Raw genomic sequence first — 24,692 nt, 5'->3', positions numbered from 1 at the left:
GACAGTGTGTCCGATTGATGATGAGGCGGGCCGTATTCAGGTGTCAATAGCCAACCGGGACAGGGGGATTGCCGCGGCCCCTACCCCCGCCACCACGGCGGCCCGCGGGTCTACGGGCACAATGGGACGCATGGGCAATGCCAGCGCACCCGGTGCGGCATCGGCGACGGATAGCCGATGCCCTCACTGACCCGTGTCCCGCGATCGGCGCGCAAACCCGCTGACGACCGGCGGGCGGAATTCGAACGACGGGTCCTGACCGCGGTCGAAGACCTGCTGGCCGACGGCACGCCGTTCACCGAGATCGCCGTGCAGAAGATCGCCGCCGCGTCCGGGTCGGCGAGATCTACCTTCTATCGCTACTTTCCGGACAAGAGCAGACTGCTGATCCGGATGGCCGAGTTGGCCACCGCCGATCTGTTCGCCGCGGCCGAGATGTGGTGGAGTGCCGAGCACACCGATCAGCAGGCCGGAGTCGTGCTGGCCATGCGCGCGATGATCGGCGGGTTCCGCGACCATCGCTATCTGCTGCTCGCCCTGACCGAAGTGGGCTCCTACGACCGGGAGGTCGGTGCCTACTGGCGTTCCCGAGTGGCGACCTTCGCCGAACTGGTGCGTGCCCGGCTGGCGGCCGAACAGGCGTCGGGCCGCGTCGGGCCGCAGCTCGATCCCCGAGCCACCGCCCTGATTCTCACCTCGATGGTCGAACGCACGATCTCGGTCGCCTTCGCCGCCGAAACCGGTGTCGGCGAGGAGGAATTGGCCGAATCACTCGGTCGCGCGATCTGGCTCGTCATCTACGGTGACGCGCCCTAGTCGCTGTCCTTCTGCGAGACAGCGTCCTCGGCTGCGACTGCGGCTGTGGTTGTGGTTGTGTGGGCGGAACGTTTGCGGCGCGGTGTCGTCTGATCGATGCGCGGATCCTCGGTCACCGCATAGTGTTTGACGTACTCGGACAGGAACGCCTGCACTGTCGCGGTGGCCGGAATGGCCAACAGCGCGCCGACCGCGCCGAGCAGCGCGCCACCGGCGAGTACCGACAGCAGGGCGATCGCGGCATTGACGTCGACGGTGCGCGCGGTGATCCGAGGCTGTAGCAGATAGTCCTGGAACCACTGGTAGACAACCGCGAACACGATGATCCATACCGCGTCCATCGGGTCGACGGTCAGCGCCACGAAGACCGGAACGATCGCGGCGATGTAGGTGCCGATGGTCGGGATGAACGCGGAGATCACGCCGAACCAGACCCCGAGCGCGATGGGGTTGGGCAGGTGCAGGATCGACAGGAATACCCCGTGCACGATCGCGGAGACGATCGCCAGCAGCAACCGCGAGAACAGGTAGCCGCCGGTCTTGTCGATGGCGAGGTCCCAGGCGTGCAGGAAGGTCTGCTGGCGTGCCGGCGGCAGGAGCGAGCACACCGTGCGCCGCACCTTCGGGCCGCCCGCGGTGAGGTAGACGCTGAACAGTGCGATGGTCAGGACCTGGGCCAAGCCGCCCAGGACCGTGGTAGACACGCCCCAGGCATTGTCGGCGGCGGTGTGCGCGTAGCTCTCGAGCAGGTCGGATTCGCGTAGCAGCCGTTGACTCAGGTCGTGCGTTGTGAAGTGCTGTCCGAAGGTGTGATTGACCCAGTCCACGCCCTCGTCGAGCAGTCGTGGCGTCTCATGGACCAGGTTGGTCGCCGTCTCCACGAGCAGGGTCACCAGTGCGGCGAGAAAGGCCAGCACGCAGAGGAAGGTGGCGATGAATACCAGGCCGGTGGCGAGACCACGCGGTACCCCCCGCCGCACCAGCAGTGCGACGGGCGGCTCCATCGCCAGCGAGATGAAGAACGCGACGAACAAGATGATCAGGATGCCGGTCAGCCGGTGGAACGCCCAGTCCGCGAGCAGGAACAATCCGAAGAACGCCAGTGCCAGCGCCATTGCCCGAGGTAGCCACGTCGGCATTCTGGTTCGCGCGGGCGCCTGCGCAGCGCTGTCCCCGGGGTCGATGTCCACGACTTCCAGTGTCGCCCCGGGTCGGTCCTTTTCCCGGCATCAACGCGGCGTCGACCTGCCCGAAGAGTTGGCCCGCTTCTCGGGCAAATAGTTGCAGTTCCTGAAATATTGCAGTTTGTGCTAATTTATGGGCGTGACTCAGGAGCCGGTCAAACAGGCCGCGGTCGGTCTGCGTGAACAGAAGAAGCAACGGACCCTGCTCGATCTCTGCCTCGCCGCGCGGCGATTGGCGGTCGAGCACGGGCTGGACGCGACGAACGTCGACGACATCGCCAAGGCCGTGGGCGTCTCGCCGCGCACGTTCTTCAACTACTACGAGACCAAGCTGGACGCGGTGGTCGGCCCGATCGGTGAGATCGGTACGCCCGAAGCCAGAAGCGAATTCGTCGCAGGCGGTCCGACCGGTGTGCTCATCGAAGACCTCACCTGGCTGCACGCCGCGGGCTTCCAGCCGGAAAGCGAAGTGCGCGAGGGTATCTCGCTGGTCACGAAACTGGTGATGGCCGAGCCGAGAGTGCTCGCCGCCTTCATCGCCTCCGGCGCCCGGATGGAGGCCGCCATCGCCGAACTCCTCGCGGCCAGGTGCGGGGCCGACGTTGACCCCGAATTCGCCTCGCTCACCGCGGGAATCATGACAACCATCACCACGCGGGCAGCGATGTCGCTGGCCGCCGACCCGAACGGGTCGCTGGCGGCAGCGCTGCACGAGCACTGCGCCATGGCCTCCCGGCTGTTCCGGCCGGACGACAGCACAAGGGAGACGCTCCGATGACCACGACGGCCGACTCGCCGCCCACCCCGATCGTCCTGACGCAGAAGCGGATCTGGCTGATCTTCTCCGCTCTGATCGCGGGCATGTTCCTGGCCAGCCTCGATCAGATGATCGTCGGCACCGCGATGCCGACCATCGTCGGCGAACTGGGCGGTGTCTCGCACATGGCCTGGACCGCCACCTCTTACCTGCTCGCCACCACCATTGTGATGCCGATCTACGGAAAACTCGGCGATATGTTCGGCAGGCGATGGCTGTTCCTGTTCGCGATCACCGTCTTCACCGCCGCGTCGATCGGCGCTGCCGCGTCGACCAGCTTCTGGGAGTTCATCGCGTTCCGCGGTCTGCAAGGTGTGGGTGGCGGCGGTCTGATGATCCTGGCGCAGGCCATCATCGCCGATGTGGTGCCCGCCAAGGACCGCGGCAAGTACATGGCTCCGATGGGTGCTGTCTTCGGCATCACCTCGGTCGCCGGACCGCTGCTCGGCGGACTGTTCGCCGACCATCTCGACTGGCGGTGGTGCTTCTGGATCAATGTGCCGATCGGCATCGCCGCGCTGTTCATCGCCTTCCGCTACCTGAACATCCCCAGCCATCGGCCCAAGTTCCGGCCCGACTACCTCGGCATCGTGCTCATGTCGACCGCGACCACCTTGCTGATCCTGATCACCGACTGGGGCGGCAAGCAGTACGCCTGGGGCTCGACGGTGATGGTGTCGATGATCGCCGCTCTCGTCATCGTGGTTGCGGCCTTCGTGTTCGTCGAGTCGAGGGCCGAGGAGCCGATGCTGCCGCTGTGGCTGTTCCGCAATCGCACCTTCGTGCTCACCTCGCTGATCGGATTCCTCGTCGGCCTGGTGATGTTCGCGGCCATCGGCTTCATCCCGACCTACCTGCAGATGGCCAGCGGTACCTCCGCGTCGGTGTCGGGTCTGCTCCTGATCCCGATGATGATCGGCATGATGCTCACGCTGATCACCTCGATGAACGCGATCACCAAAACCGGTCGCTACCGGGTGTACCCGCCGATCGGCGCCGCGCTGATCGGGATCGACATGCTGTGGCTGACCCGCCTGGACGCCAACACCTCGATGTGGCTGGTCTCGGCCATGCTGTTCGTGATGGGCGCCGGCCTCGGCCTGATCATGCAGATCATCGTGCTCGTGGTGCAGAACGCGGTGGCCCCCGACCAGATCGGCACGGCGACCAGCGCCAACAACTACTTCCGTGAAATGGGTGGCGCGCTGGGCATCGCGATCTTCGGTTCCATCTTCACCGGCAGGCTGACCGAGAACCTCACCGGCGCGTTCCAGGCGAACTGGCAGGAAGCGGCGGCGGCGAAAATCGATCCGAGCGCACTGATTCCCTCGGTGGTCAAGAACCTGCCGGACAACCTGCACGACGCGATCGTCAGCGCCTACGTCGACGCGCTGGTCCCCGGGTTCTGGTACCTGATCCCGGGTGCGGTGCTCGCGTTCGCGCTCGCGTTGTTCATCCCGCATCTGACACTGTCCGACGAAGCGGGAATGGTCGCGCGTGGTGAAGCGGTGATGGCCGAGACCGAGCCGGACCTGGTCAAGGAGAGCTGAGCGGGCCGCCTGCCGATCCGGCCGATGCTGCGGCGAATGTATAAGGCCCGCTATCGATTTCGGTAGGGCGGCCTTATCATTCAGGTCGGACACCGTGCGACGTCGCAGCGCCGATCAGAGGAGCGAGTCAGTGACTACCTATACCGAGCAGTGGTCGGAACTGTTCGGAATGACGCTCGACGACTGGCTGTGCACCGGGACCGTGAACGAGGTGCATCCCGACCTGAGCTGGGATCGGGTGCGCCGGTACGCGGTGGCGGAGATGAACAAACGGCTGGCGGACAGCTGGAGAGCCGGCGTAGACGAGGCGGGGACGATCAGTAGCGCCTCGCTCGCGCTCTTCGACGAGGGGCACATGAAAGCGATCGCGACCGAGGTGCGGGTCGCGACGATCGACAGCGTCGCCTGGATGTCGCAGCTCAGCGTCAGACGTCCGGTGGACGGGTCCACCGGAGGCCGCTGACGGAGTGCGGCAGGGGCTGCCGATCACCTGATGGTAGTGGGCTTCGGGGCTGTTCGGTTCAGCCGTCGAGGTATCGCCGCGGCGATGTGCCGACCGTTCGGCGAAAGGCCGCGAGAAACGCACTGGCGGTGGCGTATCCGACGGTGTGCGCGACGAGGAAGACGGGCCGGCCGTCGGCCAGCAGTGGCAGCGCGGCCTGGATTCTCGCGTGGGTGCGCCAGCGGTCGAAACTCATCCCGGTGTCCTGCACGAACAATCGGGTGAGCGTGCGACGGCTCACGCCGACGGCCCGGGCGTGGGCTTCCAGGCTGCGCGGGTCGGCCGGGTTGTCCAGTAGCGCGTCGGCGACTGTGCGTACTCGTTCGTCGACGGGGTGGGGCACGTCGATCGGCGTCGCGGGCAGCGGCTGCAACAGGTCGAGGACGACCGCCTCGGCGCGGAGCCGCTGATCATCGGCCAGTGTGCTCTGGGCGAGGTGCACGATCAAGTGGGCCAGCAGGCCGTCGACGCGGACCGCGGTGGGTTCGGACCAGTCCAGCTCGCAGCGGTCCGGTTCGAAATAGAGGCTGCACAGCACGGCGTCGCGGCTCGCGCCGGTCTTGTGCGCGACTCCTGCGGGCAGCCATAACGCGCGGGTCGGCGGCACGATCCAATGCGCTTGTCCCACAGCGACTCCGAGTACGCCGCTGCGTGTCCAGGCCAGCTGGTGCTGGGGGTGGTAGTGCTCGTGGGTCCACTGTCCGGCCGCGAGCGGGAAGCTGCCGACCACGATCGCGCCCACGCCGGGGGGAGCGGGTTCGAAGGCGGGTTCGGGCACATTCTGAGTCTATGTCCTCAACGCGCTATCAGTTGGCCTGGTGACGGCTAGCGGCCATCTGTCTTCGCTGCCTACCGTCGATGCATGACTTCGATCTCTACGGCGGAATCCGGCTCGGGCGCAGATGTGGCTCGGCGCCGCGCGGTGCTGATCGTGCTCTGCCTGGTCCAGTTCATCTTGAATCTGGACGACAACGTGGTCAGTGTCGCGCTGCCCACCGTGCGCGACGACCTCGGATTCACCACCGCGGGTCTCGCGTGGGTGGTGAACGGCTACATCCTCGCCTTCGGCGGGTTCCTGTTGTTGTTCGGCCGAGTGGCCGATCTCCTGGGCCGGCGCCGGGTGTTCCTCAGCGGCGTAGCCCTTTTCGGCGTGGCGAGCGTGTTGTGCGCGCTCGCGCAGGAACCGTGGCAGTTGGTGGCGGGGCGATTCGTCCAGGGCACAGGTGCGGCGATGGCGAGCCCGGCCGCGCTCGCGCTGCTCACTCTGCTCTATCCGGGTGCGGGCGAACGCGCCAAGGCGATCGGCATCTGGGGGGCGACGGCCGCGGTGGGCGCCACATCCGGGCTGGTGATCTCCGGGGCTCTGACGGGGTTCGCTTCGTGGCGGTGGATTTTCCTGATCAACGTCCCGGTCGTTGTCGTGGCCTCGGTGCTGCTGCCACGGTGGGTCGCGGAGAGCCGGAGTGGACCACGTACGCGGGTCGATGTCGTGGGAGCGGCCCTCATCACCGGCGCACCGGTGCTACTGGTCTATGGCTTGCTGCGCGCGTCCGAAACCGGTTGGGGCGAACTCGGTTCCACGATGGCGATGATCGCTGCGGTCTTGCTGGCGGTGGTGTTCGTGATCGTGGAGCGGCGCACCGAAGAACCGCTGGTTCCGTTGTCGTTCCTGGCTTTTCGGCCACGAGCGGTGGCCAATGGGGCGACCCTGCTGTTCTCCGCCGCCTTCTACGCGATGGCCTTCCTGCTGATGCTGCACCTCCAGACCGTTCTCGGCTACGGACCTTTCATCGCGGGTCTGGCGTATCTGCCTTTCGGGGCGGGGATTCTGGCCGGGATGTGGGTGTCGTCGCGGGCGGTGAACCGGCTCGGTGAGCGTGCTGGGCTGGTGACCGGGCTCCTTGTCAGCGCGGTGGGCCTGGTGCTGATGTCGGGCATCGACGGCCATGACAGCTACGCCTCGGGGGTGCTGCCCGCCCTGCTCGTCACCAGCATCGGCTGCGGGATGAGCCTGCCCGCGTTGGCGGTCACCGCACTCACCGGCACCACCGCGGACAACGCCGGAATCGGCTCCGCCGTCCTCAGCTCGGTCCAGCAACTCGGCGGCGCACTGGGTTTGGCGATCCTGGTGACGCTCGCCACGCGTCGCGGTGACTCCTCGGCCGGCTCGATCGACGCTCGGCAGGCCGCGACCCAAGCGTTCACCTATGCGCTGACGATCGCCGCCGCGCTGGTCGGGCTCGCTGCGGTGCTGATCGCGACGATGCTGCGCAATCACACTCGAGAAACTGAATAGTTGTATCGTGGTGTGCGAATAGGTACTCCAGGGCGGAGGGGAGGAGGCGCGGTGGGCGGCAACATGGAGCCTGTCGATGCATCACCGCCCACACAGCGCGTCGTGTCCGTGCTGGAACTTCTCGCCGACGCGGCTGAACCGCAGACCTCGGCGCAGATCGCCGATTGTCTCGCGCTGAGCCGGTCGACGGTCGGCAACGTGCTCTCCGCGCTGCGGGCGCGCGGGTGGGTCACTCGCCGCGGTGATCTCACCTACGAGTTGGGTCCCGCGTTCCTGCGGACCGCCGAGCGAGAACGAAGCAAGCGCGCCGAGGACTCGTCGTTGCACGCCGCCCTGCAGGGCCTGGCGCAGGACGTGGATTGTGGTGTCGCACTGGTTGTTGTCGACGGCGCCGAGATCCTGTTCAGCGCCGTCGTCGAGAACCGTGGACGAATTCCCGCCGGAATCTCGGTCGGCACCAGATTGCCGCTCATCCCGCCCGCCGCGGCGACGATCGTGGCCCATTCCGCCGACCTGATCCGGCAACCGTGGCTGGCGGCGGCAGAGCCGCAAGATCGCGTGAAATTCGAGCGGCTTCTGGGCGACATCCGCGTCGTCGGCGCCGCGGTCTGGGGGGTCGACTCCCGCAGCGTCGCGACCCTCGATGTCCTCGCCGACGTCGTCGACCATCTCGCCCACGATCCGGTCAGCCGAACGCTGCGCGAACGGGTGCTCGCGCTGCTCGGGGAGATCAGCGGCACGGCTTATCGTCCTGCCGAACTCGACACCGATGTGGCACTGCCGATCAGTTACGTGTCGGCGCCCGTCTTCGGCCCCGGCGGGGATGTGCTGGCGGAGCTGATCGTCGGCCCGATGCGGGCCGCGGTGACCAGGGCCGAACGCGACCGTTACCTGGCCGCGGTGATCGCGGCAGCGAAAGTGATTCCCGGCCTGCGTTGACCGCCATCGAGAGCTTGTGATCATCGACGCCACCGCACGGGTAGCGCGTTCGGTCCACGCAGCGCCACCCCGACCTGACTGGAGCCTCTCGGTGCATGACGCGGGAAGCTAGCGGCTGGTCTCCATCGTCTGCTTGAAGATGGTCAGGCCGTGTTCCATTGCCGCGCCCATCGGGACGGCGAGGGCGTCGGGTTGGACGTCGTGGATCCAGACGAATCGGCTGTGGCCGTCACCGTGGGGGAAGACCTGCATCGACGCGTTGTCGTGGGTGGGCCGCATGGTGTCGCCGATGACGGAGTAGGCGATTCGGCGTGATTGCTCGTCGAGGGCGATGAGGCGCTCGCGAACGACCGTTCCGTCGGCGAAAGTGGCGGTCCTGACCCCGGGCTCGACGAGTCGGCTGTCGGTGACGAATCCCGGGGCCATCCGGACGGGGCCGTCGGTGAAGTCGCTGATGACCGCCCACACCTGTGCGGGGTCGGCGTCGATGAGGATCTCTTTGTGCACCGTGGCCATGCTCTGTGTCGCTTTCTGTCGTGAGTGTCTGTGAGGAGGCGTTGTCAACGGAAGTCGCGGAAGCTGGCGCGCAGGTCGTCGATGATCAGGTCGGGTTCCTCCATGGCCGCGAAGTGGCCGCCGCGATCGAATTCGGTCCAGCGCACGATGGTGTGGTTGCGTTCGGCGATGCGACGGACCGGGACACCGAGGTCGTTCGGCAACACGGCCACCGCGACCGGCACCTCGGTCGCGGGCTCGGGCAGGCCCCACGTCGCGGCGCCCTCGTAGTAATAGCGCGCCGAGGAACCAGCGGTGCCGTTGAGCCAATAGATCATGACGTTGGTGAGCATCGTGTCACGGTCGACGGCGTCCTCGGGGACATCGGTCGAATCGGTCCAGTCCTTGAAGCGCTCGACGATCCAAGCCAGTTGCCCCACGGGGGAATCGGTGAGCGCGTAGGACAGTGTCTGCGGGCGGGTGGCCTGCAGCATCGCGTACGCGCCGAGTTCGTACTGGGCGCGCTGAGCCAGCTGGAGGGCCCGCTTCTCGGCCGGGTTGTCGAGATCGGCCGTCTCGGGAGTGACGGTGGCCGAGGCGATCATGGTCACGTGCAACGCGACGAGGTGGTCGGGATCGAGCACCGCCAGTTCGCGCGAGATGGCAGCACCGGTGTCCTCGCCGTGGGCGGCGTAGCGCTCGTAGCCGAGTCGGCGCATCAGCTCGGCCCAGGCTCGCGCGGCCCGGCTGGTCGACCAGCCGATCGCGGGACCGGACAACCCGAAGCCGGGAATCGTCGGCACTACCACGTCGAACGCGTCCTCGGCCCGGCCGCCGTGCGCGACCGGATCGGTCAGCGGCCCGATCACGTCGAGGAACTCCACGATCGATCCGGGCCATCCATGGGTGAGGATCAACGGCATCGCATCGGGTTCGGCCGACCGGACATGGAGGAAATGCACGGCGTGACCGTCGATCTCGGTGCGGAACTGCGGGAACGCGTTGAGGCGCGCCTCCTGCGCTCGCCAGTCGTAGGTGGTGCGCCAGTACCGCACCAGTTCCTGGGTGTAGTCGAGCGGAATACCCTGCGCCCAGCCGACTCCGGTCACACCGTCGGGCCAGCGGGTGTCGTCCAGACGTCGATGGAGATCGTCGAGCTGGGACTGCGCGACGTCGATGCGGAAGGGAGTGATTGCTTCGCTCATGAAAACCACGCTACGAGACAGTTAGGACAGGTTCTGCCCTAGCAGTGGGGAAGAATGCGAACTGTGTTGGAAACTTCGGCTCGCCTCCTCGAACTGCTGTCGTTGCTGCAAACGCCCCGGGTGTGGACCGGCGCCGACCTGGCCGAACGTCTCGAGGTCGACGCTCGCACGGTCCGTCGCGACATCGACAAGCTGCGCACCCTCGGCTACCCGGTGCACGCGGTGGCCGGCACCGCCGGATACCGGTTGGGCGCGGGCACCAAGCTGCCACCGCTGCTGCTGAACGACGACGAGGCGGTCGCCGTTGTCCTCGGACTGCGCACGGCCGCGGGCGGATCGGTCACGGGCATCGAGGAGAGTTCGCTACGAGCGCTGGCGAAACTGGAGCAGATCCTGCCGTCACGGCTGCGACACCGGGTCTCGGCGTTGCACGCCGCGACTGTCACCGTGCCCGCCGGAACCGCAACGGTCGACCCCGAGGTACTGACCGCGATCGCCGCCGCGATCCGAGACCACGAACGGCTCCGGTTCGACTACCGCACCCACGACGGCGCCGAGGTCCGGCGAACAGCCGAGCCCCATCGACTCGTGCACACCGGGCGGCGCTGGTACCTGGTCGGCTGGGACGTCGAGAAGCAGGACTGGCGCACCTACCGTGTCGACCGACTCCGCCCGCGAATCCCCACCGGGCCACGCTTCACCCCACGCGAGGCGCCCGAAGTCGACCTGGGCGGGTGGGTATCGCGCGGTGTCAGCACCTCCGCCTACCGCTATCAGGCCCGCATCACGCTGGAGGTGTCGGCGGCCGTGGCGGCGGATCGCATCCCGCCGACTGTCGGAGTCATCGAAGCGATCGACGAAGCGCACTGTCTGCTGCGCACCGGCTCGAACTCGCTCGACGAAATAGCGGTCTACACCGGGCTTTTCGGCTTCGGATTCCACGTACACGAACCGCCCGAACTGATCCAGCACCTGCGCGCGCTGGCTGACCGAGTCACCGCGTCCATCACACCACGCGACGACCTGCGAGGTTCCGGGCACAGCGCATCGGGCTGACCGACGGTGCCGTCCGTTTTCCGCCGGATCCGAAGCGGCGCGATTCCTATCGTCGGTGCCATGGACAGCGAACGGATTCCGGAGATTTCGACCAATGCGTTGCGCGCGCCGGTGGTGTGGTTCATGGCGCTGGCCGCCGCGCTGGCGACCGCGAGTGTGTACCTGCTGCAACCGGCCGTCGCCGAGGTCGCCGGATCGCTGGACACCTCCGCGGCGGCGATCGGCACCGCGTTGGCCTGCGGCCCGATCGGCTATCTGGCGGGGTTGGTGTTGCTGGTGCCGCTGGTGGACCGGTTCGCGCCCCGCACCGTGGTGGCGGCGCAGTTCGCGGCGCTGGCGCTGGCTTCGGTCGCCGGGGCGGCGGCCCGTTCGCCGTTGACCTTGGGGATCGTCATCGGTGTGGTCGGCGCGGGATCGGCGGTCGGAGCCCAGTTGAGTTCAGTGGCAGGGCGGTTCGCGGCCCCTCGTCGGCAGGCCACGGTTCTGGGGATCGTCACCGCGGGCATTTCGGCCGGAATCCTCGCCGGGCGCATCGTCGGTGGCTGGCTCACCGAGATGATCGGTTGGCGCGCAATGCTGCTGGTGTTCGTGGTGCCCTGTGTCGTGGTGGCGGCAGTGTCGTATGTGGTGCTGCCCGCGGTGCGTGGGCGGGCAGCTATCGGATATCTGGATACGGTGCGGGGGATGCCCGGCCTGTTCGCCCGCTTCGCCGCGTTGCGCTGGGCGGCAGCGCGAGGCGCGCTGTGGTTCTTCGCGTTCTGTGCGGTGTGGGCTGGGCTCGCGGTGGCGCTGTCGCAGCCGCCGTACTCGTATACCCCCGAACGGATCGGCCTGTATGCCTGCGCCGGGCTGGCCGGCGTCTTCGCCACCAGGATCGCCGGCAGCTGGACCGATCGTGTCGGCCACCGGAAGGTGATCCTGGTCGGGCTCGCGCTCGCCCTGAGCTCGGTCGTGGTCTTGTCCGTCGCGCTGTCGAACACCGTGGTGACGCTGATCTGCCTCGGCCTTTTCGACGCCGGACTGTTCGCCGCGCAAGTCGCCAATCAGAGTGCGGTGCTGGCCATCGATTCCTCCGCGCCGGCTCGCTTCAACAGCGCCTACATGTCCGTCTACTTCGTGGGAGGAAGCTTGGGCACGGCGTTCGGCGCGGCGGCGATCGGCTGGTTCGGCTGGGTTGGTTCGGTCGCTGCCGCCGCGACCGCCACGGCAGCGGCGGGTGTGGTCGCCCTGGCCGATCGGTCGCGCATCGGCACGGATTCGTTCGGTGTCGGAGCAGGCGAGGACGGCCGCGATCGTGCGGAGATTTCGGGCGGACGCTGAGCCGGATGCGCGCGGGGCTAGGTGCTGGGGTCGGGCGCTGCTCCGGAGCCGGAAGTCGGCGAGGCCACCGCGGCCTCGCCGGTCTCGGCTTCGTCGGCATCGGGCTCGTCGACTGCTGGTTGTGCTCCGGTGGCTATGTCGATCTGCTCGCCGATGTAGCGGATGATCACCGCGATCATCGCCACGACGGGCACGGCGAGGAAGGCCCCGGTGATGCCGTAGAGCGAGCCGCCCGCGGTGACCGCGAGCAGCACGATGACGGCGTGGAGTTCCATGCTGCGGCTTTGCAGGACCGGTTGCAGCACATTGCCTTCCAGCTGCTGCACCGCGATGACGATGCCGAGCACGATCAATGCCGTGGTGAGCCCGTTGCCGACCAGCGCGACGAGGACGGCGAGCGCACCGGCGACGAACGCGCCGACCATCGGGATGAATCCGCCGATGAAGGTGATCACCGACAGCACCAACGCCAGTGGCACATCGAGGATGAACAGCGACGCGCCGATGAGGACGGCGTCGACCATGCTGACGATCGCCTGGGTCCGGATGAAGCCACCCAGAGTCGCCCACACCCGCTCCAAAACGGCTTCGACGTGGCGGCCGCTGCGGTTGCCGAACACCTGATGCATCCAGGGCAGAAAACGCGGCCCGTCCTTCAGGAAGAAGAACACCAGCACCAGGACCAGGAACAGGGTGATCAGTAGCGATGTCGCGGTGGACACGCCGGTGAACACACCGTTGGCGATCTGTGCGCCGCTGGACTGGAGTCGTCCGATGATCGCCTCGACCGCGGAATCGAGTTGCTCGTCGCGGATGCGCAGCGGTGGTCCCTGGATCCAGCCGCGTACCTGGTTGACCCCGTCGGTGGCCTTGTCGGCGAGCTGCGGTGCTTGATCGGCCACCGAGGGCACGATCGAGGCGACGACCCCGGCCAGCAGTGCGACGAACCCGAGTAGCGTGATCGACGCGGCGAGCGCGGGTGGCAGTTTGCGCCGGATCAGCCAGCGGGTCAGTGGCCACAGGATCGTGGTCACCACGACCGCCAGCGCCACGGGCAGGATCACCACCCAGAGCCGGGCGGTGATCGTGCCGAGTACCCATGCGCCCGCCGCGATCGCCACGATGCACAGCGCCCATTTGGCCAGCCACAGGATCCCGCCACCGATCACGTCCCCGCGTTCACGCGAAGGCTTGTCGTTCGGTTGCGCCCCACTGGTTTTCTTCACCGGCCCGCTCACGTCGCCCAGTCTGGCACGCGCGCCGCGTCCATCGGAACTTGTCGGTGCCACGGCCTAGCGTTTCGTCCATGTCGGAAACCATCACTGTCGGCGGCATCACCATCGACAGCAACGATCCCGCCGAACTGGCCGAGTTCTGGAGCTCCGCCCTCGGTTACACGGTCCTCGTCGACTCCGGGGACTACATCATGATCACCCCGCCCGGCGTCGGTTTCGGGGAGGGGCGTTATCTCGCGTTCCAGCTGGTTCCTGAAACCAAGGTGACCAAGAACCGGGTGCACATCGATTTCCAGACCACGGCTCGCGCGGCCGAGGTCGCCCGGCTGACGGCGCTGGGAGCCACGGTCCACGGCGAACACTCGCTGCCCGGTTTCGCCTGGACCGTGCTGCAGGACCCGCACGGCAACGAGTTCTGCGTCGTCGCCGCCGAGAGCTGAGCGAAGTGGCATGCTGTGCACAATGGCATGAAGTGCATCCTGCGCTGTCTGACGTGTTCGCATCGTGGGTGAGCTGATCAGTCCGGCGCGGGCTCGGCCTCGGCGCGATCGAGTTCTTCGTCGAGCGCGATGGCAGCGGCGATCAGGGCCAGGTGGGTGAAGGCCTGCGGGAAGTTGCCCAGCTGCTCACCCGAGGGACCGATCTCCTCGGCGAACAACCCGACGTGGTTGGCGTAGGTGAGCATCTTCTCGAACGCGTAGCGGGCCTGTTGCAAGCGGCCGGTTCGGGCGAGGGCCTCGACATAGAGAAAGCTGCACAGGTTGAAGGTGCCTTCGGTGCCGAGCAGGCCATCCGGTGACGCCTCGGGGTCGTATCGGTAGACCAGGCTGTCGCTGACGAGTTCCTTGTCCATGGCGTCGAGGGTGCTCAGCCACATCGGGTCGGTGGGGGACAGGAATCTCATCCGGGGCATGAGCAGCAGCGAGGCGTCCAGGACGTCGGTGGCGAAGTGCTGGACGAACGCTTGGCGTTTCTCGCTCCAGCCGCGGTCGATGATCTGCCGGAAGACCGCGTCGCGTTCGGCGGTCCAGCGGACCACGTCGGCGGGCCTGGCTTGCGCGTTCGCCATGCGGATGCTGCGGTCGAAGGCCACCCAGGTCATCAGGCGGCTGTAGGTGAATTCCTGGCGGCCGCCGCGGGTTTCCCAGATGCCCTCGTCGGGGCGATCCCAGTTGTTCGCGAGCCAGTCGACAAGGCGGCTGAATGTCCGCCAACCGGCGATGGCGGCCATATCGGTCCCCTGCGCCAGCGCGTCCGCTGCCTCGCCGTAGATGTCGAGCTGGATCTGGTCAGCTGCGCCGTTGCCGACCCGGACCGGCGCCGAACCCTGGTATCCCTCCAGGTGGGGCAGCGTTATTTCGTCCAGGCGTGGGTCGCCGTCGACGCGGTACATGATCTGCAAGGGTTCGCCGGAGGCGGTGCCGCCCGCGTCGACCCGGTCGCGTAGCCAGCGACGGAACGCATAGGGCTCCTCGGTGAAGCCGAGGTCGCTCAGCGCCCGCACCGACAGCGAGGCGTCGCGGATCCAGGTGTAGCGGTAGTCCCAATTGCGTTCGCCGCCGATTTGTTCGGGCAATCCCATGGTGGCCGCGGCGATCGGCGCGCCGGTCGGGGCGTAGGTGAGCAGTTTGAGGGTGATCGCGGACCGATTGACCATGTCCCGCCAGCGCCCGCGGTAGGTGGACGAGCGCAACCAGGTCTGCCAGAAGCGACGGCACTGGTCGAACTCGTGGGCGATCGTTGCCCACATCGGTGCCGACGAGAAGTCCGCGCCCGCGGGAGCGGTGGTCAGCACGACCGCGGCTCGCTCACCGGCGGACAAGGTGAATCGCGCGGTGATGTCGGCGCCGTCGGGGTGCAACGCGATCGGGTCGGTGGATTGCAGGTGCAGATCGGCGATGCCGGAACGGAAGACGGCGGTTCGTTCATCGACTCGGTCGAGGGTGTGGGTGGCGCGGGCATAGTCGAACCGGGGGCGGCAGGCGAGAGTGAACGTGAAGCTTCCCCGCACCACCCGCGCGAATCGCACCAATCTGTGCCGGTCGGCGGGTTCGGTGCCGCGAATCGGCTCCATGAAGTCGGCGACCTCGCCCACGCCGTCGGGTCCGGAGAACCGCGTCAACAGAATGGCGGTGTCGGGCAGGTACAGCTGCCGGACGGTCACCGGGTTGGTGGTGTCGACGGCGAGCGAGCAATGTCCGCCCTTCTCGCTGTCGAGCAGCGACGCGAACACACTCGGTGAATCGAACCGTGGCGCGCACCACCAGTCGATCGTTCCGGCGGCCGATACCAGCGCCGCTGTCTGCAGATCACCGACGATGCCGTGCTCGTCGATCGGCGGGTACGAGTTCACGAACACTCCTCGCCTCGGACCGCCGTTCGCGCGGTCGGCGAGCTTCAGCCAACCAGCGAACGGCGGCGTCGGCCTCATCCGGAACGGGTGAATCCCGCGCCTCGGAGCTGAGGTTGGCGTGTTCGGCACTAGATTGGCGCGTTCTGTTCTTGTCGTGGCCGCGAGGTAATTCGACACTTACGTTCGGATGGTCGGTGAGTGAACGATGGGAGTGTGCGGTGACAAGGGAGAGTGCCACTGTCTACGTGATTTCCGCGCTGGAGTCGAAAGGAACCGCGACCCGCGATGACTTCGACGTAGCCGGTATCGTCGCGACGTTCCGCGATCTCATCGACGGGTGGGACTTCCGCTTGCTGGAGCGGGAAACGTTCTGGCAGATCGCCTCGACCTACCTCAGGACGTGATGTTGCGAACCGGAGGCGAACCCGTTTCCCAGCGCCGGGCAGCCCGGCGCAGCGAGCCCGCGTCGGAGTAGCCGAGCAGTTCCGCCTGCTTGGTGCCGCTGAGCGAGCCTCCGGACGCCGCTCGCGACAACCTCGCGCTGCGGGCCCGGTCCAGTTCGGCCCGCCAGGTGGTGCCGGATTCGGCCAGCCGCCGCTGCAACGTGCGAGGGCTGATGTTGAGGATCTGGGCGACACTGTCGAGCGAGACCGCCCCGCCGTCGATGGCCTCGTCCACCGCGTCGGCCACTCGTGCGGGCCAGGCCGAGGCAAGGGTCGGCGGTGGCGCCAGGGCGGCGGCCAGCGGTTCCAGAACCGCTGCCAGGACGGGATCAGCGGTGGTCAGGGGAAGATTCAGGTCCGCGGAGCGGAAAGTCATCGAGTCGGCCGGTGCGTCGAATTCCAGTGTGGCGGAGCCGAAGACGGCACGAAAGCGGTCCACGTGCGCGGGAGCGGCCTGACGCAGTGAGACACGCACCGGGTTCAGCGGATCGTCGACGACCCGGCGCGCGCGGCTCAGGACGGCCGACAGGCCCCACAGCTGGGTGTGGTCCCTGCCACGGCCTTCGCCGTCGAGCATCTCGAGGTACAGGGTGGACTCGTCCTCGGTCTCGGTGACCAGGTCGAATCGGTGATTGGTGGTGACCGCGGTGATGTAGGGACCGCAGGTGGCCAGCCCGGCTCCCAGCGTCGGCGCGGACGCGAACAGATAGTCGTACAGCCCGAGGCTGGACAGCTCGTAGCGCTGGGCCACCTGCAGCGCGACGTCCGGGCCGAGACGATGTTCGCCGACCTCCCACAGCCGGGAGAACGTCGCACTGGGTAGATGCACGTCGTGGCCGGTCATCGTCCAATCCGGGACCCCGGTGTCCCGGATCAGCTGCGCACGATCGAGCCCGGCTGCGCCGAGCTGGGAAATGACGAAACGGTGCAGCAAGCTCTGGTCGGTAGCCATGACGTCTCCTCGTGGCAGCGCGCCGATCTGCGAACGTTTACGTCAGCCGCGGGCGTCGACCGATAGGGAGAGTCTGTCGGCGAACGTCTCGGCGCTTCGCGATCGGCACCTCGTGTTTGATCCGGTTCTACCAGTTCCGCGCAGGTCGCGAAAGCAATCGCGATTCTGGTCGGCAATCATGGCAGCGGTGATGCGATGGGCTCCGATGGCATCCGGCGAACGGTGGATGCTCGGTACTCGAGCGTGCCATGGTGAGTTGTGACCGTGGAACTGTGCTGCCTGACCGTCCGTGTCGACACCGCGCGGTGGAGCGAAACCGTGCTCACGGAGGTCGATCTGGTGGTGCCTGCCGGTCAGATCACCGCTGTGCTCGGTGGGCCCGGCGCCGGAAAGTCCATGGCCGCTTCGGCTCTCGCGGGACGATTGCCCGCCGCCGCGCAGTCTTTGGGCCAGGTCTTGGTCGACGGTGTGGCTGTCGACGGTCAGCAATGGGCGGCCTTGCGTGAGGGCGTCGTGGGCTATGTGCCGCAAGAAGGTGTGACGGCATTCGACTCGGGCAAGACGGTAGGCGCCCAATTGCGGGCGTTGGAGCGGCGCCATCGAGCGTGGAGTGTCGAGCGAGCGTGCGCCGCCGCACAGTATCCGGCCGAGGCCTCGGACCTTCTCCCACATCAGCATTCGGGAGGTCAGATCCAGCGCGCCGCGCTCGCCGCCGCGTTGCTGCCGGCTCCGCGCGTCCTCATCGCAGACGGACCGACCAATTCTCTCGACCGGGCGACGGCGTACGGGGTGTGGCGATCATTGCGCGATTACGCCGACTCCGGTGCGGCGGTACTCGTGGTCAGCAACGAGGTGCAGATGCTGACTCACGGCCGCGTCGCCGACCGAATGGTGATCCTGCACGCGGGCCGGGTCCTCGCCGCGGGAACGACCGCAGAGCTCGGAAAGTCGACCGACACTTTCGTGCGGACCCTGCTCGGGTCGTCCTTCTGACGCGGCGCCGCGATCGGCAGCTCAGTCGGCGCCGGTCACGAAAACACGCTCCAGCAGGGCGAACAGGCAATCTCGATCTCGGTCACTGAGCTTCTTCAGGCCGTCTTGCGTCGACTGCATCTTCGCACGGATCGTATCGGTGACACGCTCGCCCTCGGGCGTGATGACGAGGTGGGTGACGCGCCGGTCGGACGCGCTGGCCTCGCGGCGCACGAGGTCGCGCTTCTCCAGCCGGTTGATGATCCCGGTGACATTGGACGCGTCGCAGGACAGGGTCTCGGCCAGGGCGCGCATCGCAACAGGCCCTCGGCGCAGCACCGTCAGCGTTTTGCCCTGACTCGCCGTGAGGTTCTCGCTCGCCGCCGCCGCGGTGAAGTCCCCGTAATAGACGCCGAGCGCCACCGAGAGCAGCTCCATGAGCTGGGCCGTATCGACGCGCGCAGCTTCTTCCATGAGGGTCAGCTTATCCGCAGAAACTTGACTATCTCAAATATCTGCCTCTAGCGTGGGGGCATTGCTTGAAGTTCTCAACCTTCGACTTTGTCAAGTACCTCTGAGGAGTATCCAGTGATCGTCACCCAGTCCGAGGCCTCCCGCACGGCGGAGATCCTGTCGCGGCCCGTCACACTGAACGGCCTGACTGTCCCGAACCGCATCGTGATGGCGCCGATGACGCGGATGTTCTCGCCCGGCGGCGTTCCCGGTGACGATGTTCGGTCCTATTACGCCCGCCGCGCCGCCGCGGGTGTCGGTCTGATCGTCACCGAGGGAACCTACGTCGGCCATCAGTCGGCCGGGCAGAGCGACAGTGTGCCGCGGTTCCACGGTGAGGAGCAGTTGGCGGGGTGGGCGAAGGTCGCCGAGGACGTCCACGCGGCGGGCGGCACGATCGTGCCGCAGCTGTGGCATATCGGCATGGTGCGCAATCAGGGCGAGCAGCCCTATGTCGACGCGCCCGCCGTCGGCCCCTCCGGCATTCGCGTCGACGGCACCGAGGGCACCGGCAAGGCGATGACCCAGCGTGACCTGGACGACGTCATCGGCGCCTTCGCCGAGGCCGCCGCGGCGGCCGAGCGCATCGGTTTCGACGGCGTCGAACTGCACGGTGCGCACGGCTATCTGCTCGATCAGTTCCTCTGGGAGCGCACGAACCGCCGCGACGATGTGTACGGCGGTGACGCGGTGGCCCGCACGCGGTTCGCGGCCGAGCTGGTGGGCGCCGTCCGCGCGGTCGTCTCGCCCGAGTTCCCGGTGATCTTCCGTTACTCGCAGTGGAAGCAGGAGGCCTACGACGCCCGCCTGGCCGAGACGCCGCAGGAGCTGGAGGCGATCCTGGCTCCGCTCGCCGCGGCCGGTGTGGACGCTTTCCACGCCTCCACCCGCCGCTACTGGCTCCCGGAGTTCGACGACTCGGAGCTGAACCTGGCGGGTTGGACCAAGAAGCTCACCGGCAAGCCCACCATCACCGTCGGATCGGTCGGCCTCGACGGTGATTTTCTCCGTGCGTTCTCGGGCCAGGGTGCCGAGCTCGGCAGTCTCGACAACCTCCTCGATCGCATGGAGCGCGACGAATTCGACATGGTCGCCGTCGGTCGAGCCCTTCTCCAGGACCCGGAATGGGCCGCCAAGGTCCTGGCGGGGCGGATCGACGAGGTGAAGCCCTACGACGGGACAGCGCTGAAGACGCTGAGCTGAGCGATTCTCGCCGAGGCGGCGCCGTCAGCCGGTGACGGCGCCGTGTGCGGCCGAGCTGACGAGCTTGCGGTACTTCGACAGCACCCCCGAGGTGTATCTGGGCGGCAGCGGTTCCCAGCCGACCTTACGGGCGGCGAGTTCGTTCTCGTCGATCTCGACGTCGAGGATGCGGTTGGCGACATCGAGCACGATCGGGTCGCCGTCGCGGACGAAGGCGATCGGGCCGCCGTCCACCGCTTCGGGGGCGACATGCCCCACGCACAATCCGGTGGTGCCGCCGGAGAACCGGCCGTCGGTGAGCAGCAGAACGTCCTTGCCGAGGCCGGCGCCCTTGATCGCGCCGGTGATGGCGAGCATCTCGCGCATGCCGGGTCCACCCTTGGGCCCCTCGTTGCGGATGACGACGACATCACCGGCCACGATCGTGCCGTCCTCGAGTGCGTTCATCGCGCCACGTTCTCCGTCGAACACCCGGGCCGTGCCGCGGAAGACATCGGAGTCGAAACCGGCGCTCTTCACGACGGCGCCTTCGGGCGCGAGCGAGCCGTGCAGGATGGTGAGCCCGCCGGTACGGTGGATCGGCCGGTCGAGGCGGCGGATCACGTCGCCGTCGAGGCCGAGCTCGATGTGGGCGAGATTCTCGGCCATGGTCGCGCCCGTGACGGTCATGACGTCGCCGTGCATGAGACCGGCATCCAACAGGGCCTTCATCACGACGGGGATGCCGCCGACCCTGTCGACGTCGTTCATGACATAGCGGCCGAACGGCTTGAGATCGCCCAGGTGGGGCACCTTGTCACCGACCCGGTTGAAGTCGGCGAGGGTGAGGCCGACACCGGCCTCGCGGGCGATGGCCAGCAGGTGCAGCACGGCGTTGGTCGACCCGCCGAGCGCCATGACGACGGTGATGGCGTTCTCGAACGCCTCCATCGTCATGATGTCGCGGGCCGTGATCCCCTTGCGCAGCAATCCGACGACGGCCTCGCCGGACTTCTCGGCGAAGTCGTCACGGCGACGGTCCGGGGCAGGCGGTGCAGCCGATCCGGGCAGGCTCATTCCGAGTGCCTCGGCCGCCGAGGCCATGGTGTTGGCCGTGTACATGCCGCCACACGCGCCTTCGCCAGGACAGATCGCCCGCTCGATGCGGTCGACCTCGGCGGGGGTGATCAGACCTTTGATGCAGGCGCCGACAGCTTCGAACGCGTCGATGATCGTGACGTCCTTGCCGTCGATATTGCCGGGCAGGGTCGAACCCGCGTAGAGGAATACGCTCGCCAGGTCCAGTCGCGCGGCGGCCATCAGCATGCCCGGCAAGCTCTTGTCGCAGCCGGCGAGCAGCACCGAACCGTCGAGGCGCTCGGCCATCATCACGGTTTCGACGGAATCGGCGATGATCTCGCGGCTGACGAGTGAGAAATGCATCCCCTCGTGGCCCATCGAGATGCCGTCGGAGACCGATATCGTGCCGAACTCGAGCGGGAAACCGCCCCCGGCGTGAACACCGCGTTTGACCGCCTTGGCCAGCCGGTCGAGCGACAGATTGCACGGTGTGATCTCGTTCCAGCTCGAGGCCACACCGATCTGCGGTTTGACCCAGTCTTCGTCACCCATGCCGACCGCGCGGAGCATGCCACGAGCGGCGGTCTTCTCGAGTCCATCGGTGACATCGCGGGAGCGTGGCTTGATGTCGACGGGCTGATCGGTGTCGTGTGCCATAGCGCAAGCCTACGAGGCCGGGCAATGAAATCGCCACGACGGCGCAGCTATGGGCGGTGCGAACTACTCCGCGGCCATGGCCGATGACGAAGCCCCGATAGCGCTCAGGTCCGCTGGGCCCCGGGTGTTGGCGAGGGAACTGACTGTCGCGGTACCGAATACGCCTTTGCGGTCATAGATCGCCGCGGTGCCCAGCGCGATGCCGTCCTGTGCCAGCCGGTCCAAGCCGACCAGCCCGGCTTCGTCCCCTTCCGGAAGCCTGGTCAACGTCAGCGTGGCATCGGCGTTGATGTATTCCAGGCCGTGGCTGCCGAGGTTGGTGACCACATTCGTCACATCGGCGAGTCCCGCGACGAACTGGAACGGCGTCGGTTGCTCACCGACCACGACCGCGATCGGGCGGTGCCAGATCCCCGTGCGGGCCGCGTTGTGGTGGGTGCGGACATCGGGACTCCATCCTTGTTCCTCGCTGAAGTACACGCGATCCTGATCGGGCGAGGGTTCGCGGTCGGCAGGCGGCGGATCCGCGGCCGTCTCCGGCGACCAGCAGATGCCGTGCGGTGTCGGGCCGGGGCGCAGATACAGCGCGCCGGCCCGAGCGACGGCTCGGCCGTCTTGGATCAGCGTCGCGTCGAACAACGACAATCGGCGGCCGTCGCGGATCACGTCGACACGAGTTGTGCAGGGCCGCATGAACACCGGGCGGAACAGGTCGAGCGTCCACCGCACCGGCCGCAAGTCGCTCCGTTCGCGAACGATGAGCTCGCGCTCCACCGCACGCGCCAAGACCGCGCCGACAGCCATCCCGCGTAGCTGTCCACCGATCCATCCGCTGCTCGCCTCGGGTTCGGGATGGAGTACCTCGGCGCCACCGATCGGATCGGATTGTGCGCGAAAGAATGCATGGCTCACCGGCGGACTCCTCAGGCATGGGCAGTCTCGCCGAACGCGCGGCACCGGTGGCGCGCGACTGACAGATGCCCGGATCTGAGAGTCGGCGATTTGTCCATGATGCGGCCATCGGGAGGGGGCGGCTACTCAGGCGTGGAAGATCACAGCGTGCGTTAGGCTCGGATATGGCTCACCGATCGGTTGTTCTCGGTGCGATGCTGACCGCGGTGTCGTTGCTCTGCGCGTGCACTGTGTTCGGCCGCGGCGAAAGTGATCCGCCCGCCGTGCGTGACGCGGATGTGCTGGTGTCGATCGCTGAGTCGGCGGGGTTCCTGGAGACCGGCCGTGTCGGGAGCCGGCGTGTTCCCTTCTTCGAATTGCGGCGCGACGGTACGGTTTTCACCTACGTGGACGACGGGGCCGAGGAGAGTGTGTTCGGCGTGTACTGGGCCCGGCTCACCGAGGACGGCATCGAGCAGGTTCGCGCGTGGTTCGACGAACTCTCCTTCAACGATGCCCACTACCGCGAGTTCTCGCCGCCGACGGACCAGCCGACGACGGTGGTGTACGCGAACTTCGATGGGCCGGTGGGTGTCTCGGTCTACGGCCTGGACACCGACTCCCGCACGCATTCCGGCAATCGCGAGATGCGCAGGTTGGGGAATGTGATCGATCGTTTGCGAGCGCTGCCCGATGACGAGCAGCTCACGGTGCAGCGTCGTGCGCCGTACACGCCGACGGCCCTCGATATCGCGTTCCAGCCCGCGGTCTCACCGGACGACGAGCCGTTGCCCGAGCCGACCAGATGGCCGTTCGCCCTCCCGCTCACGCAGCGCCCCTTGGGCGTCGGCGGCTACGGCAGAGCGCTGTGCGCCACTGTCGACGGTGCCGAGGCTGCCACGATCGTCGAGCTCATGGCCGGACACGACGAGGACACCCCACCGCATTGGACCACCGGGGCGGCACCGGGGTCCGGGCAACCCACCACGGTCCTGGTGACGGCGAACGCGCTCCTGCGCGGTCGATCCGGGTGCAGCGCAGCGGCGTCGGACCCGGCGTCGTCGAATCGTATCGTCGTCGAGCCGCTCCAGGACGTGGTACTCGCCGATCCGTCGGGCTGGCAGGGCCGCTATCCGGCCGACCGGTTCACCACCGCGACCAGCCTGGAACTCTATGCGGCGGTGCCGATTCTGGTCCGCGATCTCGAGGCCAGAGAGGCGATCGAGGACACGGACGGCACCAGCGACAGCACCGAACTCCACGTGCCGACCGGCTCGGACCTCACCTGGTACGACTACGAATTCGTGGCAGCGGAGGCGGGCGGATCCCGCTACCTCGACCTGTCGGCCCGCTACCAGGGCGTGGCTCCCGATCCGTGGGAGCCACCGACCTGGCACGCCCGCATCGCGCTCGGCCCCGAGACCGTCACCAACCTCGACCTTCATTGACCGGCTGCGAACCCGTCGCTGCTGTCGGATGCCGGATCCACACATTGGGCTCCACATAGACCGCGACACCGTGCTCGACCGAACAGGACACCGGGGCCAGTGCTGTGGGTACGAGCACCTGCCCGCTGGTGTCGAACGGCAGGCCGGTCCACGCACGCCATTCCGCCAGCGTCCCAGGAATAACCATGGATCGCGGTGCGATCTTGTCGATCGTGCCGCCGGCTCGGACGTGTACACGTAGCCATGGGTCGACCGGCAGCCCATCCGCCCTCGTCAGCCCGGCGTAGACACTCATCGGCTGTTCGATGTCGGTTTTTCCGGTGGGGCGCACCGGTGCCACGAGCTCGGCGAATCCGAGCCGAGCGGCGTTGTCCCGCAGAGCGGCAAGGATTTCCGCGCTCAGCCCGGTGCCCAGCCTGCTCGGTTCGACCACGATCTCGATCGCGGACACCGTGTCGGGCTGTGCGCCGGTCGCCGAGGTATGGATGCCGCGGCGAATCGCACCGTCCCAGCCGTCGTCGGGGAGGTCGGCCGCACCGAGCCGGAACGGGACTGAATAGGCTCGACCCACCACCTCGCCCGCCTCGTCCTGGCAGACCAGGATGTAGTCGGCGAACCGATCCAGCATCGAGTAGTACAGGCTGCCGACGGGGTCGTGGCGCATGAATTCGGGCCAGGAGTCGGCCATTGCGGTGAAGGCGTCATACAGGTCGGGGCGGTCCGCGAGAACCGAAATCGTCAGCGGCATGGATCTACGATGCCTCACCCGGCGCCGCGAAATCGAGC

At 67.4% G+C, this 24,692-nt stretch carries 24 protein-coding genes; 13 read left to right on the top strand and 11 right to left on the bottom strand.

Features of this window, described 5'->3' with window-relative positions; translation table 11 throughout:
* Positions 1-177: 177 nt before the first annotated feature.
* The gene (locus ACWGCN_RS05920; protein WP_387444801.1) at positions 178-816 is read left to right on the top strand and encodes a TetR/AcrR family transcriptional regulator; all 639 of its coding nucleotides are present in this window, start codon (positions 178-180) and stop codon (positions 814-816) included.
* On the opposite strand, the gene ACWGCN_RS05915 is transcribed toward ACWGCN_RS05920, so the two are convergent.
* On the bottom strand, positions 813-2,006 hold the full coding sequence (locus ACWGCN_RS05915; RefSeq protein ID WP_452458697.1) for an AI-2E family transporter: 1,194 nt from the start codon (positions 2,004-2,006) through the stop codon (positions 813-815). The genes ACWGCN_RS05920 and ACWGCN_RS05915 overlap by 4 nt on opposite strands.
* 133 nt (positions 2,007-2,139) lie before the next feature.
* Here ACWGCN_RS05915 and ACWGCN_RS05910 point away from each other — a divergent pair, with 133 nt between their 5' ends.
* The 3 genes from ACWGCN_RS05910 (at position 2,140) to ACWGCN_RS05900 (ending at position 4,830) form a co-directional block, all read left to right on the top strand.
* Complete coding sequence (locus ACWGCN_RS05910; RefSeq protein ID WP_379313566.1) at positions 2,140-2,778, top strand: TetR/AcrR family transcriptional regulator; 639 nt, start codon at positions 2,140-2,142, stop codon at positions 2,776-2,778.
* On the top strand, positions 2,775-4,367 hold the full coding sequence (locus ACWGCN_RS05905) for an MDR family MFS transporter (protein ID WP_378990125.1): 1,593 nt from the start codon (positions 2,775-2,777) through the stop codon (positions 4,365-4,367). The genes ACWGCN_RS05910 and ACWGCN_RS05905 overlap by 4 nt, the downstream gene beginning before the upstream one ends.
* A 130-nt stretch (positions 4,368-4,497) precedes the next feature.
* Entirely contained in the window at positions 4,498-4,830 is a 333-nt protein-coding gene (locus ACWGCN_RS05900; protein ID WP_378990123.1) for a hypothetical protein, read from the top strand.
* 58 nt (positions 4,831-4,888) lie between these two features.
* On the opposite strand, the gene ACWGCN_RS05895 is transcribed toward ACWGCN_RS05900, so the two are convergent.
* Entirely contained in the window at positions 4,889-5,647 is a 759-nt protein-coding gene (locus tag ACWGCN_RS05895; protein ID WP_379313569.1) for an AraC family transcriptional regulator, read from the bottom strand.
* A gap of 84 nt (positions 5,648-5,731) precedes the next feature.
* Here ACWGCN_RS05895 and ACWGCN_RS05890 point away from each other — a divergent pair, with 84 nt between their 5' ends.
* Together ACWGCN_RS05890 and ACWGCN_RS05885 are read left to right on the top strand one after the other, a co-directional pair.
* Positions 5,732-7,165: an MFS transporter gene (locus tag ACWGCN_RS05890; RefSeq protein WP_452458698.1), complete on the top strand. Its 1,434-nt coding sequence runs from the start codon at positions 5,732-5,734 to the stop codon at positions 7,163-7,165.
* Positions 7,166-7,267: 102 nt separating this feature from the next.
* Complete coding sequence (locus ACWGCN_RS05885; protein WP_452458699.1) at positions 7,268-8,104, top strand: helix-turn-helix domain-containing protein; 837 nt, start codon at positions 7,268-7,270, stop codon at positions 8,102-8,104.
* Between the two features lie 108 nt (positions 8,105-8,212).
* On the opposite strand, the gene ACWGCN_RS05880 is transcribed toward ACWGCN_RS05885, so the two are convergent.
* Together ACWGCN_RS05880 and ACWGCN_RS05875 are read right to left on the bottom strand one after the other, a co-directional pair.
* A complete protein-coding gene (locus ACWGCN_RS05880; RefSeq protein WP_452458700.1) occupies positions 8,213-8,620 on the bottom strand; it encodes an SRPBCC family protein in 408 nt (135 codons plus the stop codon).
* A gap of 44 nt (positions 8,621-8,664) precedes the next feature.
* Entirely contained in the window at positions 8,665-9,804 is a 1,140-nt protein-coding gene (locus ACWGCN_RS05875; RefSeq protein ID WP_452458701.1) for an epoxide hydrolase family protein, read from the bottom strand.
* 63 nt (positions 9,805-9,867) lie between these two features.
* Here ACWGCN_RS05875 and ACWGCN_RS05870 point away from each other — a divergent pair, with 63 nt between their 5' ends.
* Positions 9,868-10,860, top strand: a complete 993-nt coding sequence (locus ACWGCN_RS05870) for a helix-turn-helix transcriptional regulator (protein ID WP_452458702.1) — start codon at positions 9,868-9,870, stop codon at positions 10,858-10,860.
* A gap of 60 nt (positions 10,861-10,920) precedes the next feature.
* On the top strand, positions 10,921-12,180 hold the full coding sequence (locus ACWGCN_RS05865; RefSeq protein ID WP_452458703.1) for an MFS transporter: 1,260 nt from the start codon (positions 10,921-10,923) through the stop codon (positions 12,178-12,180).
* 17 nt (positions 12,181-12,197) lie between these two features.
* On the opposite strand, the gene ACWGCN_RS05860 is transcribed toward ACWGCN_RS05865, so the two are convergent.
* Positions 12,198-13,418, bottom strand: coding sequence for an AI-2E family transporter (locus ACWGCN_RS05860; protein WP_378990110.1), 1,221 nt, complete (start codon positions 13,416-13,418; stop codon positions 12,198-12,200).
* Between the two features lie 68 nt (positions 13,419-13,486).
* Between ACWGCN_RS05860 and ACWGCN_RS05855 the strand changes: the two genes are divergently transcribed.
* Complete coding sequence (locus ACWGCN_RS05855; RefSeq protein ID WP_378990107.1) at positions 13,487-13,855, top strand: VOC family protein; 369 nt, start codon at positions 13,487-13,489, stop codon at positions 13,853-13,855.
* A 77-nt stretch (positions 13,856-13,932) separates the two neighbouring features.
* Here ACWGCN_RS05855 and ACWGCN_RS05850 read toward each other — a convergent pair whose 3' ends face one another.
* Entirely contained in the window at positions 13,933-15,768 is a 1,836-nt protein-coding gene (locus ACWGCN_RS05850; protein WP_378990106.1) for a glycoside hydrolase family 15 protein, read from the bottom strand.
* Positions 15,769-15,986: 218 nt separating this feature from the next.
* Between ACWGCN_RS05850 and ACWGCN_RS05845 the strand changes: the two genes are divergently transcribed.
* Complete coding sequence (locus tag ACWGCN_RS05845; protein WP_378652994.1) at positions 15,987-16,172, top strand: hypothetical protein; 186 nt, start codon at positions 15,987-15,989, stop codon at positions 16,170-16,172.
* Here ACWGCN_RS05845 and ACWGCN_RS05840 read toward each other — a convergent pair.
* Complete coding sequence (locus tag ACWGCN_RS05840; RefSeq protein WP_452458704.1) at positions 16,162-17,163, bottom strand: AraC family transcriptional regulator ligand-binding domain-containing protein; 1,002 nt, start codon at positions 17,161-17,163, stop codon at positions 16,162-16,164. The two genes, ACWGCN_RS05845 and ACWGCN_RS05840, sit on opposite strands and share 11 nt — an antisense overlap.
* A 258-nt stretch (positions 17,164-17,421) precedes the next feature.
* Between ACWGCN_RS05840 and ACWGCN_RS05835 the strand changes: the two genes are divergently transcribed.
* Positions 17,422-18,156: an ATP-binding cassette domain-containing protein gene (locus ACWGCN_RS05835; RefSeq protein WP_378990103.1), complete on the top strand. Its 735-nt coding sequence runs from the start codon at positions 17,422-17,424 to the stop codon at positions 18,154-18,156.
* Positions 18,157-18,177: 21 nt separating this feature from the next.
* On the opposite strand, the gene ACWGCN_RS05830 is transcribed toward ACWGCN_RS05835, so the two are convergent.
* Positions 18,178-18,609 carry a MarR family winged helix-turn-helix transcriptional regulator gene (locus ACWGCN_RS05830; protein ID WP_378990102.1) on the bottom strand — a complete coding sequence of 144 codons (432 nt, stop codon included), beginning with the start codon at positions 18,607-18,609 and terminating at the stop codon, positions 18,178-18,180.
* Positions 18,610-18,723: 114 nt separating this feature from the next.
* On the opposite strand from ACWGCN_RS05830, the gene ACWGCN_RS05825 reads away from it, so the two are divergent.
* The gene (locus tag ACWGCN_RS05825; RefSeq protein WP_449962059.1) at positions 18,724-19,851 is read left to right on the top strand and encodes an NADH:flavin oxidoreductase; all 1,128 of its coding nucleotides are present in this window, start codon (positions 18,724-18,726) and stop codon (positions 19,849-19,851) included.
* A 24-nt stretch (positions 19,852-19,875) separates the two neighbouring features.
* Here the strand turns inward: ACWGCN_RS05825 and ilvD are convergent, their stop codons facing one another.
* Both ilvD and ACWGCN_RS05815 read right to left on the bottom strand, forming a co-directional pair.
* Complete coding sequence (gene ilvD, locus ACWGCN_RS05820) at positions 19,876-21,567, bottom strand: dihydroxy-acid dehydratase (protein WP_378990100.1); 1,692 nt, start codon at positions 21,565-21,567, stop codon at positions 19,876-19,878.
* Positions 21,568-21,630: 63 nt separating this feature from the next.
* Complete coding sequence (locus ACWGCN_RS05815) at positions 21,631-22,479, bottom strand: acyl-CoA thioesterase domain-containing protein (RefSeq protein WP_452458705.1); 849 nt, start codon at positions 22,477-22,479, stop codon at positions 21,631-21,633.
* A 164-nt stretch (positions 22,480-22,643) separates the two neighbouring features.
* Between ACWGCN_RS05815 and ACWGCN_RS05810 the strand changes: the two genes are divergently transcribed.
* Positions 22,644-23,906 carry a hypothetical protein gene (locus ACWGCN_RS05810; protein ID WP_452458706.1) on the top strand — a complete coding sequence of 421 codons (1,263 nt, stop codon included), beginning with the start codon at positions 22,644-22,646 and terminating at the stop codon, positions 23,904-23,906.
* Here ACWGCN_RS05810 and ACWGCN_RS05805 read toward each other — a convergent pair.
* On the bottom strand, positions 23,884-24,654 hold the full coding sequence (locus ACWGCN_RS05805) for a hypothetical protein (protein ID WP_452458707.1): 771 nt from the start codon (positions 24,652-24,654) through the stop codon (positions 23,884-23,886). The two genes, ACWGCN_RS05810 and ACWGCN_RS05805, sit on opposite strands and share 23 nt — an antisense overlap.
* Between the last annotated feature and the right edge of the window lie 38 nt (positions 24,655-24,692).

Source organism: Nocardia sp. NPDC055050 (genome assembly GCF_053608345.1).
The sequence above is the reverse complement of the archived record's forward strand: the minus strand, read 5'-3'. Positions and strand labels throughout refer to the sequence as shown.